The 14,383-nt window shown below is 58.7% G+C and carries 13 protein-coding genes and 1 pseudogene; 9 read left to right on the forward strand and 5 right to left on the reverse strand.

Going from position 1 to position 14,383, the window contains the following annotated elements:
• Positions 1-61: 61 nt before the first annotated feature.
• A complete protein-coding gene (pyk, locus tag NA647_RS01165; protein ID WP_256056036.1) occupies positions 62-1,516 on the reverse strand; it encodes a pyruvate kinase in 1,455 nt (484 codons plus the stop codon).
• A 166-nt stretch (positions 1,517-1,682) separates the two neighbouring features.
• On the opposite strand from pyk, the gene NA647_RS01170 reads away from it, so the two are divergent.
• The 4 genes from NA647_RS01170 to sbcB all read left to right on the forward strand — a co-directional run bounded on the left by NA647_RS01170 (position 1,683) and on the right by sbcB (position 4,568).
• Positions 1,683-2,060 (forward strand): tetratricopeptide repeat protein, encoded by a 378-nt coding sequence (locus NA647_RS01170; protein ID WP_256056037.1) that lies wholly within the window; start codon positions 1,683-1,685, stop codon positions 2,058-2,060.
• A gap of 38 nt (positions 2,061-2,098) precedes the next feature.
• On the forward strand, positions 2,099-2,527 hold the full coding sequence (locus tag NA647_RS01175; protein WP_256056038.1) for a DUF4124 domain-containing protein: 429 nt from the start codon (positions 2,099-2,101) through the stop codon (positions 2,525-2,527).
• A gap of 48 nt (positions 2,528-2,575) precedes the next feature.
• Positions 2,576-3,010: a PilZ domain-containing protein gene (locus NA647_RS01180; RefSeq protein ID WP_256056039.1), complete on the forward strand. Its 435-nt coding sequence runs from the start codon at positions 2,576-2,578 to the stop codon at positions 3,008-3,010.
• 130 nt (positions 3,011-3,140) lie between these two features.
• Positions 3,141-4,568: an exodeoxyribonuclease I gene (sbcB, locus tag NA647_RS01185; protein WP_256056040.1), complete on the forward strand. Its 1,428-nt coding sequence runs from the start codon at positions 3,141-3,143 to the stop codon at positions 4,566-4,568.
• A gap of 79 nt (positions 4,569-4,647) precedes the next feature.
• Here the strand turns inward: sbcB and mvaT are convergent, their stop codons facing one another.
• On the reverse strand, positions 4,648-5,025 hold the full coding sequence (mvaT, locus tag NA647_RS01190; protein ID WP_256049629.1) for a histone-like nucleoid-structuring protein MvaT: 378 nt from the start codon (positions 5,023-5,025) through the stop codon (positions 4,648-4,650).
• 414 nt (positions 5,026-5,439) lie between these two features.
• On the opposite strand from mvaT, the gene purU reads away from it, so the two are divergent.
• From purU to NA647_RS01205, 3 genes are all read left to right on the forward strand, one after another.
• Positions 5,440-6,291 (forward strand): formyltetrahydrofolate deformylase, encoded by an 852-nt coding sequence (purU, locus tag NA647_RS01195; protein ID WP_131650706.1) that lies wholly within the window; start codon positions 5,440-5,442, stop codon positions 6,289-6,291.
• A 26-nt stretch (positions 6,292-6,317) separates the two neighbouring features.
• Entirely contained in the window at positions 6,318-6,506 is a 189-nt protein-coding gene (locus NA647_RS01200) for a hypothetical protein (protein WP_256056041.1), read from the forward strand.
• Positions 6,507-6,569: 63 nt separating this feature from the next.
• The gene (locus NA647_RS01205; protein WP_256056042.1) at positions 6,570-8,036 is read left to right on the forward strand and encodes a helicase HerA-like domain-containing protein; all 1,467 of its coding nucleotides are present in this window, start codon (positions 6,570-6,572) and stop codon (positions 8,034-8,036) included.
• Between the two features lie 71 nt (positions 8,037-8,107).
• Here the strand turns inward: NA647_RS01205 and NA647_RS01210 are convergent, their stop codons facing one another.
• From NA647_RS01210 to yaaA, 3 genes are all read right to left on the reverse strand, one after another.
• The gene (locus tag NA647_RS01210) at positions 8,108-8,317 is read right to left on the reverse strand and encodes a hypothetical protein (protein ID WP_256049625.1); all 210 of its coding nucleotides are present in this window, start codon (positions 8,315-8,317) and stop codon (positions 8,108-8,110) included.
• A 328-nt stretch (positions 8,318-8,645) separates the two neighbouring features.
• Positions 8,646-10,091, reverse strand: coding sequence for a mannose-1-phosphate guanylyltransferase/mannose-6-phosphate isomerase (locus tag NA647_RS01215; RefSeq protein ID WP_256056043.1), 1,446 nt, complete (start codon positions 10,089-10,091; stop codon positions 8,646-8,648).
• 677 nt (positions 10,092-10,768) lie between these two features.
• Complete coding sequence (gene yaaA, locus NA647_RS01220) at positions 10,769-11,545, reverse strand: peroxide stress protein YaaA (protein ID WP_256056044.1); 777 nt, start codon at positions 11,543-11,545, stop codon at positions 10,769-10,771.
• A gap of 138 nt (positions 11,546-11,683) precedes the next feature.
• Between yaaA and dmeF the strand changes: the two are divergent.
• Together dmeF and NA647_RS01230 are read left to right on the forward strand one after the other, a co-directional pair.
• Positions 11,684-12,686, forward strand: a pseudogene (gene dmeF, locus NA647_RS01225) (CDF family Co(II)/Ni(II) efflux transporter DmeF).
• Positions 12,687-12,913: 227 nt separating this feature from the next.
• The gene (locus NA647_RS01230; protein ID WP_256056045.1) at positions 12,914-14,302 is read left to right on the forward strand and encodes a PhoH family protein; all 1,389 of its coding nucleotides are present in this window, start codon (positions 12,914-12,916) and stop codon (positions 14,300-14,302) included.
• Positions 14,303-14,383 lie beyond the last annotated feature (81 nt).

The following is a 14,383-nucleotide window of genomic DNA, read 5'->3' on the forward strand; positions in this document are numbered from 1 at the left end:
TTGGTTGAAAATGAAGCGTGCCGAAAGGCATGGCATACGGACCATGCCTTCGGCGTGGTTGTCAGCTCAGCGGATCGCCGACGCGCAGAATCTTCATGGTATTGGTGCCGCCGGTGGAGTCGTGATAGCTGTCGCCCTTGGTCAGGATGACCCAATCACCCGGCTGCACGATGTTGCGCTTGACCAGTTCGTCCACTGCTGCCTGGCTGACCTTTTCCGTCGGTAGCGCGGCTGGGTCGAAAGGAACGGTCTGCACGCCGCGGAACATCGCCACGCGGGCTTGGGCATCGCGGTGCGGAGTAAAGGCGAAGATTGGCACCGAGGAGCGGATGCGCGACATGATCAGCGTGGTGTAGCCGCTCTCGGTCAGGCTGATGATCGCTTTCACACCAGGGAAATGGTTGGCGGTGTACATCGCCGCCAGCGCGGTGCTCTCGTCGCTGCGCTCGAAGCGCTGGCCGAGGCGGTGGCCGGACTTGATGCTGGTCGGATGTTTCTCGGCGCCGACGCAGACGCGCGCCATCGCTTTGATCGCCTCGATCGGGTATTCACCGGCGGCGCTTTCAGCCGAGAGCATGACCGCATCGGTGTAGTCGAGCACGGCGTTGGCTACATCGGAAACCTCGGCGCGGGTCGGCATCGGACTCTGGATCATTGACTCCATCATCTGGGTCGCCGTGATCACCACCTTGTTATTGCGACGTGCGTGGAGAATGATCTTCTTCTGGATGCCAACCAGCTCGGCATCGCCGATTTCCACGCCCAAATCGCCGCGAGCGACCATCACGCCATCGCTGGCACGGATCAGTCCGTCGAGGGCTTCGTCGTCGGCAACCGCCTCGGCGCGCTCGATCTTGGCGATCAGCCAGGCGCTGGAGCCGGCCTCGTCGCGCAGGCGGCGGGCCAGTTCCATATCGGCGGCGTCGCGCGGGAATGAGACAGCCAGATAGTCCAGCTGCAGATCTGCGGCCAGCTTGATGTCGGCCTTGTCCTTGGCGGTCAGCGCGGGTGCGGTCAAGCCACCGCCGCGACGGTTGATGCCTTTGTTGTCCGACAGCGGGCCACCAATCAGCACGGTGCAATGCAATTCATCGGCCGTCGTCGCATCGACGCGCATGACCACACGGCCATCGTCGAGCAGCAGCTCGTCGCCGACGCTGCAATCCTTGACCAGATCCGGATAATCGATGCCGACCACTTCCTGGTTGCCGGCCTCGCGCGGGTGGGTGACGGAGAAGCGAAAGCTGTCGCCTTCGGCCAGCTCGATGCGCTTGTTGGTGAACTTGGCGATGCGAATCTTCGGTCCCTGCAGGTCGCCCAGCAGCGCGACGAAGCGGCCATGTCGTGCGGCGATATCCCGTACAAGTTGCGCTCGGGCGCGATGCTCATCCGGCGCACCATGGGAGAAATTCAGGCGCGCGACATCGAGTCCGGCGAGGATCATTTTTTCCAGCACATCCGGCGAGCTGCTGGCCGGGCCTAGAGTGGCGACGATTTTGGTACGGCGCGAAGTCATTCATTGCTCCTTTTTCTGAATGGGCCGGAGGCTACTATGGCGTGCGGCTGTAGTCATCGTTGGCTTTCACTACTCTTTAAGGGGCGGGACGGCACATCGTTCGGGCGCCGAGCGGGCTGCAGTTTTTCTCGTCATGGTCGATAAGCCGGCATCGGAGGATTAACCAATGCGAACCCTTGCCATTCTTTTCCTGGCCACTCTCAGCGTAGGCTGTAGCAGCAGAAGTGCACTCGACCGCCATCTGGATGCCGCCTATACCCATTTCCGCAACGGCGATTGCGACAAGGTGATGCTCGAGCTCTCCCAGGCCGAGCGTCGCAGTCGTCCGCGCGACAACCTTCAGCCGGAAATTTCGCTGTTGCGTGGTCAATGCCTGGAGCGCCAAGGCTTGTTCGTCGATGCGGTGGAAACCTATCGATTCATCCAGGCTCGTTATCCGGGTAGCGAATACGCCTTCCGTGGCCGCGCCAGACTGGAGACGTTGCGTCAGTTGGGGCACTATCAACCCGAGGAGCGGGTAGTGCCCCATCCCATCAAACCGTGAAGCTGAGCCGGTCATCGTGACTGGACGGGAAGGAACCCATGCGTGTCGCACCCATACTGTTCGCAGCCCTATTGATCGCGCCGTGGGCTACGGCTGGTGTTTACCGTTGGGTAGATTCCCAGGGAAATGTACATTTCGGCTCGCAGCCGCGCGCCGGTGCCGAGCAGGTCGAGGTACGACCGCAGATCATCGAGCGTGACGATGCGACCCGCGAGCGGGAGGCACGTACCGAACGTTTCCACGAGGCCCGTCGGCAAGAGCAGCAGCAGGCCGATGAGGCCGCCAGTGCACGCCGGGCCGAGCGCGGGCAGACGTGCCGTCAGTTGCGTCAGGAATTGTCGAGTCTGTCCCGTGGTGGCCGCTACTTTCGTGCCGATGCAAACGGAGGACGGGTCTACTACAGTGATGAGGAGATAGGGGCGGCGCGGCGGCAGTTGGCCAGTCGTATCAGTCAGAGCTGCAGCTGAGCGGCTGGCGATGGTCACGGCGATCAAGCGTGCGGCAGGCAGGGAACGATGAACATGACCAATCAGCGCAGTATCCAGCGGCACCAGTTGCCGTATTACCTCAACGTTTTCAATCGTTTCACCGACAAGCCACTGGGTTTCATCGGTAACCTTTCAGAGACGGGGCTGATGCTCATTAGTCCCTATCCGATGATGGTCGATGCGTGCTTCGAGATGCGCCTGAAGATTCCCGGTCAGCATGGCCAGCTGCGTTGCGTCGACTTCAGTGCAACCTGCCGCTGGTCCCGTGAGGACGTCACGCCGGGCAGCTTTGATTCCGGCTTCGAACTGATCTCCGCGCCCAGCGAAATACGTCACATGATCGACGCGCTGCATCATTACTTCAGCTTTCGTCCGATGTGGAGCATCCCGCCGGCCCGTCTGCCGCTCAACGATGCTCCACGGTGCACAGCCGTCGATGAGGATCACTTCCACGGTGGGTGAGTGATTCGGTTGGGTGGTTTGCCCGGCGTTGGCCAGTAGCGATCTATGTGCCCGGCTCGTGGCTCCGGTCAGCACGCTGGAAATGGGGCGCTGTTAGACTGGCGTCCGAGCACCGATAGGGACGCCCCACGTGACATCCAGCATCTTCTGGTATGACTTTGAAACCACCGGTATTTCCCCGCGTTGCGACCGGCCGCTGCAGGTTGCCGGTATCCGTACCAACGAGGCGTTGGAGGAAATTGGCGAGCCGCTGAATATCTTTTGCCGCCTCAGCGACGATATCCTGCCGCATCCGGCTGCGTGTCTGGTAACCGGCATCACCCCCACGACATTGGCCGAGAAAGGCTTATCTGAGGCGGAGTTCATTACTCGTCTGCATCAGGAACTGGCGTTACCGGGTACCTGTGGTGCGGGTTACAACACGCTGCGTTTCGATGACGAAGTGCTGCGCTACAGCCTGTACCGCAACTTCTTCGACCCGTATGCACGCGAATGGCAAAGCGGCAACAGCCGTTGGGATCTGATCGATCTGGTTCGCACCGCTTATGCTCTGCGCCCCGAAGGGTTGGTCTGGCCGGAGGAAGGCGGACGTGTGACGCTCAAGCTGGAACGCCTCAGTGCGGCCAACGGTCTCGAACATCTACAGGCACATGACGCGTTATCGGACGTACGCGCCACCATCGCCCTGGCCCGTTTGATACGGGATCGTCAGCCCCGGCTCTACGACTATCTGTACAGGCTGCGCCGCAAGAATGCCGTGATCGAGCAGATTGAGCTTTTGAAGCCGATGGTTCATATCTCGGGGCGCTTTTCCGCCGCTCGGCATTATCTCTCTATAGTTCTGCCGCTGGCCTGGCACCCACGCAATCGCAACGCACTGATCGTTTGCGACCTCAACTCCGAATGCTCACCCTTGTGGGAAGAAACTTCCGATGATCTTCGCGAGCGGCTGTATACCCGGCGGGAAGATCTTGGCGAGAAGCTGCCAACCCCACTGAAACTGGTGCATGTGAATCGCTGCCCCGTATTGGCGCCCATGAATGTCTTGCGCGAATCGGATATCGATCGCCTGGGTCTGGATTTGCAATGTTGCGAAACCAGGGCGCGCGATTTGCGCAGCCGAAAGGCCGAATGGAGCGAGAAGCTCGCCGATATTTATCAGGAGCAGGGCTTCGCTGACTTAGCGGATCCTGAACAACAACTATATGACGGGTTCCTGGGCGAGCGTGATCGGCGTCTGTGCGAAGAGGTCAGAAATCTGGTGCCGACTCAAACTTCGAGCGAAGTGCCGCCGTTTGATGATGTGCGTCTACCGGAACTGCATTTTCGTTACCGCGCGCGCAACTTTCCCGAATGCCTTTCGGCGGCCGAGAAGCAGCAATGGGATGAGTTCTGCCGGCAACGCTTAACCGCGCCCGAGTTTGGGGCACCCAATACGCTGGAGCAATTCGAAAGTAGACTGCAGGCGCAGTTGACGACCGCGACCTCGCAGCAGGCGCAGCTACTTCAGCAATGGGCTTTGTATGCCCAGGGCTTGCGTGAGCGGTACCTTCGCTGATTTGAACGGACACAAAAAAGCCATTTGATCCGCATGCGAGGCATGAGGCGTCAGATGGCTTTCAGCTGTAGCGGAATAATTAGCCGAGCAGAGTGGCCCAGCCTTCAACCTCTTCCGACCCCCACTGCGCTTTCCACTCTTTCAGCGTCTTGTGATTACCGCCTTTGGTTTCAATCACTTCGCCGTTATGCGGATTCTTGTACTGCTTGACACGGCGGGCGCGCTTGGTTGCGGCTGGTGCCTTTGCGGTACGTTGTGTCTTACTGTTTCGGGCATCCGGATCAAGCAGCGCAATGATGTCGCGAAGCGATTTTTGATATTCGCCCATCAGTTCACGCAGTTTGCCTTCGAATTCAAGCTCTTTCTTCAGCTTGTCGTCTGCAGAAAGAGATTTCAGGCGTTCCTGCAGTTCCTTGATGGCTTCTTCAGTGGCGCGGTATTCATTGATTAGCGACATGTCACTTCCTTGGTATAGGTTGAACGCAAGTTTTGGCAATCATAGACAGCCGCAATGCTCAAGTAAATATAGCGTTGAATAAAGTTTGACTATGGTTCTCTTTGGAATTGACCGTTAAAGCCGTTCAGTTAGTCTTCGGCGAAATAATTCTTTCTTGAAGTTAGCGCTACGTCAGGTCCCGGTTATCAGACGCTCCGCTCTGCATCGGCGGAGTCGCTGTTCGCGACACATTATTACGAAATCGGTATCGGGCGCTGAGTAGATAACCCTCAGATTATTGGGGTTTCGTGTGTACCTAAAATGCTGGCCGGCGGCGAACAGTGAGAAAGGGTGCGCTCTGGTGCGATCATGTGGTTACGGTTTTCTTCGCTGCGCTAGAATGCGCCACCTTTTTTATAGCCGGAGTTAACTTTCATGCGCACGTTCAGGCTGGTTATCGCCTGCCCCGATGGCGTTGGCATTGTCGCCAAGGTCAGTAATTTCCTGGCCACTTACAATGGGTGGATCACCGAAGCCAATCATCACTCCGATCATCAGAGTGGCTGGTTTTTCATGCGTCATGAAATCCGTGCCGATTCGTTGCCGTTCGATCTCGCCGGTTTTCATCAGGCGTTCGCGCCGATAGCGCGTGAGTTTTCCATGGAGTGGCGCATTACCGACTCGGAACAGCGCAAGCGTGTGGTGCTGATGGCCAGCCGCGAGTCGCATTGTCTGGCCGATCTGCTGCATAGATGGCACAGCGGTGAGCTGGATTGCGATATTCCCTGCGTGATTTCCAATCACGACGACCTGCGCAGCATGGTCGAATGGCATGGAATTCCGTTCTTCCACGTGCCGGTCAAGCCAGGACATAAGGAAGAGGCGTTTGCCGAGGTGTCGCGTCTGGTGCGTGAACATCAGGCCGATGTGATAGTGCTTGCCCGCTACATGCAGATCCTTCCGGCCGAGCTGTGTGAAGAGTTCGCACAGCGCGTGATCAATATCCACCACAGCTTCCTGCCTTCGTTCGTAGGGGCTAAGCCCTACCATCAGGCTGCGCAGCGAGGTGTCAAACTGATCGGCGCAACTTGCCATTACGTGACCGAAGAGCTGGATGCCGGGCCGATCATCGAGCAGGACGTAGTGCGTGTCAGCCATCGCGACAGCATCGAGGACATGGTGCGGTTGGGCAAAGACGTGGAAAAGATGGTGCTATCGCGTGGCCTGCGCTATCACTTGCAAGAGCGCGTGTTGGTTCACGGCAACAAGACTCTGGTATTCAACTAACCATCGCTTTCGGTACGGGAGGATGCATGACTGATCCATTGGCAAAGGGCGGTGCTAGCGCGCCGCCGATCATTGGAAGTGGTTGTACGCAGCGCTACGATCCGGAGCATCTCGGCCCTGAACTCGGAACCGACTTTCCAGGCGCCGAAGCGTTGTGGAAGCAGCGAACTGCTGCTGAGGTCGCCGCCTCTGCGACGCCGCCAGCGGCTGAATAATGGGTGTGACGCCCGGCTGGCGTTGCTCGGCCATCCACGGTTTTCCGTTCTGGAGACGGTCAGATGAAACATAACGATTGCGTCGTGCTGGGTGTGGATGCCACCGGTGAGGCCGATACCCATCCGCTTCGGCTGATCAATCGTCATGGGCTTGTAGCCGGCGCGACGGGGACTGGCAAGACGGTGACCCTGCAGCGACTCGCCGAGCAATTCAGTAATGCGGGAATCTCCGTGTTCGCGGCGGATATCAAGGGCGATCTGTGCGGGCTGGGCGCGGTTGGAGCGCCCCAGGGAAAGATTGCCGAGCGCATCGCCGACATGCCTTGGCTCGCTCACCAACCGCAGGCCTATCCTGTGACGCTCTGGGACGTGTATGGCCTGAGCGGACATCCGCTACGTACCACGCTTACCGAGATGGGCCCGGTGCTGCTGGGCAGCTTGCTCGAGTTGACCGATAGCCAGCAGGCCGCGCTCTACGCAGCGTTCAAGGTGGCTGATCGGGAAGGCCTGTTGCTTCTGGATCTGAAGGACCTCAAGGCACTGCTCGGCCATCTCAAGGCGCAACCCGAGGTATTGGGTGAGGATGCGGCGCTGCTGACCCAAGCTTCATCTCAAGCGCTGCTGCGGCGGCTGGCGGGCCTGGAGCAGCAGGGCGCCGAAGCGTTGTTCGGTGAGCCGGCGCTGGCGCTGGAAGATATTCTTCAGCCTGCGCACGATGGGCGCGGCAGGATTCATCTGCTGGATGCCAGCCGGTTAGTGCATCAGGCGCCCAAGATATACGCGACCTTCCTGCTGTGGTTATTGGCCGAGCTGTTCGAGCAATTGCCCGAGCGCGGCGATGCGGACCGTCCGCTGCTGGCGTTGTTCTTCGATGAGGCGCACCTGCTGTTCAATGACACCCCGAAAGCGCTGCAGGACAGATTGGTTCAGGTCGTTCGGCTGATTCGCTCCAAAGGTGTGGGCGTCTATTTCGTTACCCAGTCGCCGGCGGATCTGCCAGATGATGTTTTGGCGCAGCTGGGTCTACGTATCCAGCATGGGTTGCGGGCCTACACGGTAAAGGAACAGAAAGCTTTGCGTGCGGTAGCCGAGGGTTTCCGAGCCAATCCGGCGTTTTCCACGCTGGACTCGCTGGTCGATCTCGGAATCGGTGAGGCGCTGGTGGGTGGGCTCGAAGACAATGGCACGCCGGCCATGGTCCAGCGCGTGGCTATCGCACCTCCAGAGTCGAGGGTAGGGCCGCTCGACGAAGCGGAAAGGCGTGCGCTGATTGCCAGCTCACCGTTACGCACACGCTACAACAAGGCAATCGATCGGGAGTCCGCCTATGAAATCCTACGCGAGCGGGCAGGGCAGGCAAGCAAGATCGAGCCACAGAAGAACGCCCCGGCATCAAAGAATGAAACAGGTGACGCTTTCGGTGATCTTGCCGAGCGAATGTTCAAGAGCGCCATGCGCCAAGCGGCGTCGCAATTAGGACGGCAATTGGCAAGGGGGTTGATGGGCTCGTTGCTCGGTGGGAAGCGCTGACCGGAAAAACAAAGAAGGGTGGTCCGGCTCGGGTCGCTTTGAGTAGCAATCGGGTTGAGCTCCGAAGAGCTTTATTCGGTCTCGGATACCTTTTGCGATAGTTCTTTTTCTATTTTTTCCAATTCTTTCTGGAACACCTGATCGTGAACTGTCTGCTTTTTCCGCCAAGGCTTGCGCTCGGGGTCGGGCTGCGCGGCGTAGGTGGTTACTTCGCCCCCATATACGGTCTGGAAGCGTTTGGCCTGCCGTTCCAGTTCGGCGCGTAATTCGTCTTTGGTCACTCTTTATCTTTCCTTCCTATAGTTCCGCGCCGATGCACCAACCGAATGCCGATAGCGGCATGGGCAGATAAGTCTGGCGATGGCTTTATTTAATGGGCTGGCCGGCTGCTTTGCAAGCTTGGGGCAATGAACAAGTGTATGCGAAAGTTATCGCAAGGCGCTGGGCTAACAGATTGATAGCGTAACGCTCGGTGATTCGAATGTGTTCTCAGCTTATGCACCAGCGCTATGTTCCGCCTGAACTGAGCATTAATCAAATAGAGCTGCACTTCGTTCAGATACAACAAAGCCGCGCCTGAAGCTGGCGCGGCTTTTGGTGCAGCGTGGTTCAGCGGGCCGAATGGCTTGCTACATCATCACGGGCGCGACCGTATACGTCGTCCAGCCGTTCGATGTCATCTTCACCGAGATAGCTGCCCGACTGAACTTCGATGATCTCCAGCGGAATCTTGCCGGGGTTGGCCAGCCGGTGAATGGAAGTCACCGGGATATAGGTCGACTGGTTCTCGGTCAGCAGGAAGGTCTTGTCATTGCAGGTCACCTGGGCGGTGCCGGATACGACGATCCAGTGCTCAGCGCGGTGATGGTGCATTTGCAGGGACAACTGCGCGCCCGGATTGACGCATATCCGCTTGACTTGGAAGCGACCGCCCATATCGACCGAGTCATACCAGCCCCAAGGGCGATACACCGCGCAATGGTTCACCGTTTCGGAGCGCTTCATGTCATCGAGCTTGTTCACCAGCTTCTTGACGTCCTGAACCTTGTCCTTATGCGCGATCATCGTCGCGTCCTTGGTTTCGACCACTACGATATTGTCCAGGCCGACCACGGTTACCAGTTTGCCATTGCCGTGAACGAGGCAGTTGCGACTGTCTTCGACGATCACGTCGCCTCTGGTCACGTTGCCGTTCTCGTCCTTTTCCAGCACGTCCCACAGCGATGACCAGGAGCCAACATCGCTCCAGCCTGCCGACATGGGCACAACGCAGGCCAGTTCGGTCTTTTCCATCACTGCGTAGTCGATCGAATTGTCTGGACAGCAGGCGAAGGTCTCCGGATCGATCAGGACTTCATTACCATTTTTAGCGCTGCGCTCTAGTGCGGCCCAGCAGGTGTCGTAGATGTCCGGGTCATGTTTTTTTAGTTCTTCCAGGAATACGCTGGCGCGGAACAGGAACATGCCGCTGTTCCAATAGTAATTACCCGACTCGACATATTGCTGGGCACGCGCTTCGTCAGGTTTCTCGACGAAGTTGGTGACGCGGTTGACGCCTTCCGGCAAGCCATTGCGCTCGTTGTGATCACACTTGATGTAGCCATAACCGGTCTCTGGGCTAGTCGCGGGGATGCCGAACAGCACCATCTCACCGTTTTCCGCCGCGTTCGTGGCAAGCGCCAGCGAGCGCTGGAATGCCTTGTGGTCTTCGATCACATGATCCGCTGGCAGAACCAGCAAGAGTTCATCGCGGCCTTCTTCAATCAGCTTCATCGCCGCGATGGCGATTGCCGGTGCGGTATTTCGGCCGAAAGGCTCGAGCATAAGGCCCTGAATGCTCAGCTTGCGTGCGGCCAGTTGCTCCTTGACGATAAAGCGGTGCTCCTGGTTGCAAACCAGCAGAGGCGGCTGCATGCCTTCGAAAGCGAGCCGCTCGATGGTTTGCTGGAACAGCGTCTGCTCAGCCGTGAGGGCGAGAAACTGCTTCGGGAAAGCTTTGCGCGAAAGAGGCCAGAGCCGGGAACCGCTACCGCCTGAGAGGATGACCGGAATCATGTTGTTTCTCCTGAATCGTTGAGAAGGGGAGTTCTTCTTGTCCATTTGGCTGCACGGATTCGTGCGCGTCCTACGCTTCTGGTTGGCCTTCAGCTGCGGCTCACCGCCAGGCTCTTTTTTCCAGCAATGAAACTGCCTTCGGAGCCACTGCGTGGTCCGAGCATGGAATATGTGGTTTTGTCTGGACCGCAGACGCTCTTGGTGCTGCGGTGCTGATCACCGCTCCGAAATGGGTGGCCGCAAGCCCTCCAATCCGATACGGGCAGATGTGAACTGTTTTCGGCTGCGCTCCGCCCCGCTGATTGTGGCGCGTGAGGCAAATGGCGGTGAGTCCCTGTCTTGCTTCGGTCTGATCTCAGCGGATCATATGCAACGACTGTAGAGGGCCACTCTGGCTGATCCGTTAAGCTCTGTTTTGAAATCCACTGCACGTTCATGTGCGACGTCCCTTTCCATCTGGAAATGCCGGTACGCGCTTATGATTGCCGGTGCCTTCGGATAGTTCCCTGAGTAGCTGCCGCTGATCGGGGAGTTTTTTCAAGTTGACGAATATAGCTCGCTAGACCGCGAACTAGACGGCGGCGGACACCAGGCGGCGTAGTGATCAACGATGAATGGCAGGGGGAGATGGAGCGGAAGGACCCCCGCGGCGTTCGTCCGCCGCGAGGGAAGGCGGTTCAGGACTGCACGTCGCGCAAGAACACTAAATGGTCGCTGGATGAGTCAGAGGGACTGTAACGATAACCATCGTAAGCGAAGTCCTTCAGTTGCTCGGGCTGCTCGATTCGCTCTTTGATCACATAGCGGCTCATCAAGCCGCGCGCTTTCTTAGCGTAGAAACTGATGATCTTGTACTGGCCGTTCTTCATGTCCTTGAATTCGACATCGATGACGCGGGCATCCAAGGCCTTGCGTTTGACTGCGCCGAAATACTCATTCGAAGCCAAGTTGAGCAGGACATTATCCCCTTGTGCCGCCAATGCGTCGTTTAGCCAGTTGCTGATGCGCTCGCCCCAGAAGGCATACAGATCCTTGCCTCGGCTGTTGACCAATTTGGTGCCCATCTCCAGTCGGTAGGGCTGCATCAGGTCGAGTGGGCGCAGGATGCCATAGAGACCGGACAGCATCCGCAGATGTTTCTGCGCGAAGTCGAAGTCCGCTTCGGAAAAGTCGCTTGCATTCAGTCCGGTATAGACATCGCCTTTGAACGCAAGAAGCGCTTGCTTGGCGTTGGCCGGCGTGAACTCGGGCGTCCAACTGCCGTAGCGGGCAACGTTCAGGGCGGCGAGCTTGTCAGAGAGGTGCATCAGTTCGCCGACTTGTTGCGGCGACAGTTCGCGCAACCGTTCGATCAACTGCTGGGCGTGGTCGAGGTGCTCGGGTTGAGTGAAACGTTCGGTCGTCGGTGGGGAGTCGTAATCCAGGGTCTTGGCCGGCGATATCACCATCAGCATGCATCGGTCTCCTTTGAAGGGGGCCGATTCTAGGCTTTATCGGTGCCGTTGCTCCACCTATGGACTCGATTAACCAAAAGCTTGACCTTGCCGTGTGGGAAGGGGGCAAGCTCGGCATGCTGGATTCAGGAGCGCTTTATGACCGACTGCAATCATTCACATTGGAAGCCATCCCACGATTACCGCCCGCTCGAACAGGGAGCCGAGCGGCAGACCTGGGCGGTCGTAATACTGACCGGATTGACCATGGCGGCGGAGATCGCCGCTGGCTACCTGTTCAATTCCATGGCGCTGCTCGCCGATGGCTGGCATATGGCGTCCCACATGGTGGCCATCGGTATGGCGGCGATCGCTTACCTGCTGGCGCGCCGCTACGCCAATGATCGGCGCTTCGTTCGGGACCTGGAAAATCGAGGTTCTTGCGGGATTCGCGAGTGCGGTGCTGCTGGTCGTGGTGGCGCTGATGATGATCGTCGAGTCGCTGTCGCGCTTCTGGTCGCCAGCGCAGATCGGTTTCGACGAGGCGCTGTGGGTGGCGTTCATCGGGCTGGCTGTGAACCTGCTGTCGGCCTGGTTGTTGCGCGAGCAGCATGATCACCACGGCCACGGCCACGGCCACGGCCACGGCCACGGCCACGGCCACGGCCATGAGGCGGCGCCAGGGCGGGATCTCAATCGCCACGCGGCCTTCGTTCACGTGTTGACCGACGGGCTGACGTCGGTCGCTGCGATCATCGCTCTGTTGGGCGGCAAGTACTTCGGCTGGAACTGGCTGGACCCGCTGATGGGCATCATCGGGGCGGCGGTCATTCTGGTCTGGGCCAAGGGGCTGTTGCGCGAAACCGGCAAGGCGCTCTTGGATCGAGAGATGGATGATCCGCTGGTGCAGCGTGTGCAGAAGCGTTTGGAGTCGGTGCCCGATACCGAGGTGACCGACCTGCATCTATGGCGGGTCGGCCGTGCGCACTACAGCTGCGTCGTCACGCTCGTTACCCATCAGGCGTATTCGGCGGATAGCTACAAAGCCGAACTGTCGGACTTCCCGGAGCTGGTCCACGTGACAGCGGAAGTGAATAGGTGCGGCAAAATGTCCGGGTTGATTATTGAGCCTAGTCAGCCTCCGAAGGCCCGCCAAGCGTAATTTGCCGTTTAGCTAAAAAAACGTCGGCGAATGGAAAAAGACTTTTTCCTGTCATCAGTTTTGCGGTATTACGACATCAAGACCGCCGAAACCTGCTCTCACAGGTGGCGGCCTCTGGGTGGCCCCAAGCCCCTGCCTCCCAAGTCCGCTCACCTTGCGCACGGTGGTTTTTCTGCGGCGGAGAGCATTCGGCCCTCCGTCGTCCGGCTCCGAAAAGGTGATCGTGTATGGATGACTACGGCAGACCACGTGCTACTCAGCCCACCCTTTACGTTCTCGATACCAACGTTCTGATTCACGACCCCAACGCGATATTGAATTTCCAGGAACACCAGGTCGCCATTCCGATGACGGTTCTGGAAGAGCTGGACAAGCTCAAGACCGGCAAGCACACGGTGGCGGCGGAGTGCCGTCAGGCGATCCGCCTGATCGACAAAGTACTTGGCAACGCGACGCCCGAGGAGGTCGAACTTGGCGTGCCGATTCAGCGCGAGAAGAGCGGGCCCTGCGGCAGCCTGTCGATTCTGATGAGTAAAGGCGCCGACTCCAGCGCGCTACCGGAAGACCTCAACGACAACAAGATCATCAATCAGGTCGTGGACCTGCAGCGCCGCCGCGCGGGCGTTCCGGTGGTGCTGGTCACCAACGACATCAACATGCGTTTGAAGGCCAGGGCGTGTGGCGTGGCCGCCGAGGATTACCACACCGACAAGCTGGTGGACGACGTAGGCCAGCTGTCGCGCGGTTATCACAGCCTGAGCGGATCGTTCTGGGATCGCGTCAGCAAGGTCGAGACCCATCAGGGACATGGACGAACCTGGCACCGCGTTCAGATGCTCGACAACTTGCCGGCCGTGCACATCAACGAGTTCATCCTTGACGAGCAGGGCTTCGTCGGCTGGATCAAGGGCATCAAGGCCGACGAGCTACTCCTGCTCGACATGCATCAGGAGCCGTTGATGCATCAGGAGGCCTGGGGGCTTCGTCCGCGCGATATCCACCAGGCGCTGGCATTGTTTGCTTTGCTCGATCCGGATATCCACCTGGTCAATCTGTCGGGTGCCGCCGGCTCCGGCAAGACCATCCTGGCGCTGGCTGCGGCCATCGAGCAGACCGTGGCCAACAAACGTTACCGCCGAATCATCGCGACGCGCAGCGTACAGGGCCTGGATGAGGACATTGGCTTCCTGCCGGGCACCGAGGCGGAAAAGATGGAGCCCTGGCTCGGCGCGATCACCGACAACCTCGAAGCGCTGCACATGGATGACGAGAACACCCACGGCAGCGTGGATTACATCCTGCAAAAGGTGCCGCTGCAGTTCAAATCGCTCAACTACATACGTGGGCGCAGCTTTCAGCAGAGCCTGATCCTCATAGACGAATGTCAGAACCTCACGCCGCACCAGATGAAGACCATCATCACGAGGGCGGGCAGCGGTTCGAAGGTGGTGTGCCTGGGCAATTTGGCACAGATCGACACCCCCTATTTGTCTGCTACCAGTTCGGGGCTGACCTATCTCACGGAGCGTTTCAAGGATTTCCCGCACGGTATGCACGTTACGTTGCAGGGCGTTCCTCGCTCGGTACTCGCCGAGTACGCCGAGGCACATATGTAGGAAGCAGCTGGAAGCTTGAAGTCATGAGCTGAAAAAAGCAGCAGTCAGCGTGAGAGGCTGCACGCTGGCTTCCAGCTTCCA

The organism is Stutzerimonas stutzeri, assembly GCF_024448985.1.
Lineage (GTDB): Bacteria > Pseudomonadota > Gammaproteobacteria > Pseudomonadales > Pseudomonadaceae > Stutzerimonas > Stutzerimonas stutzeri_AP.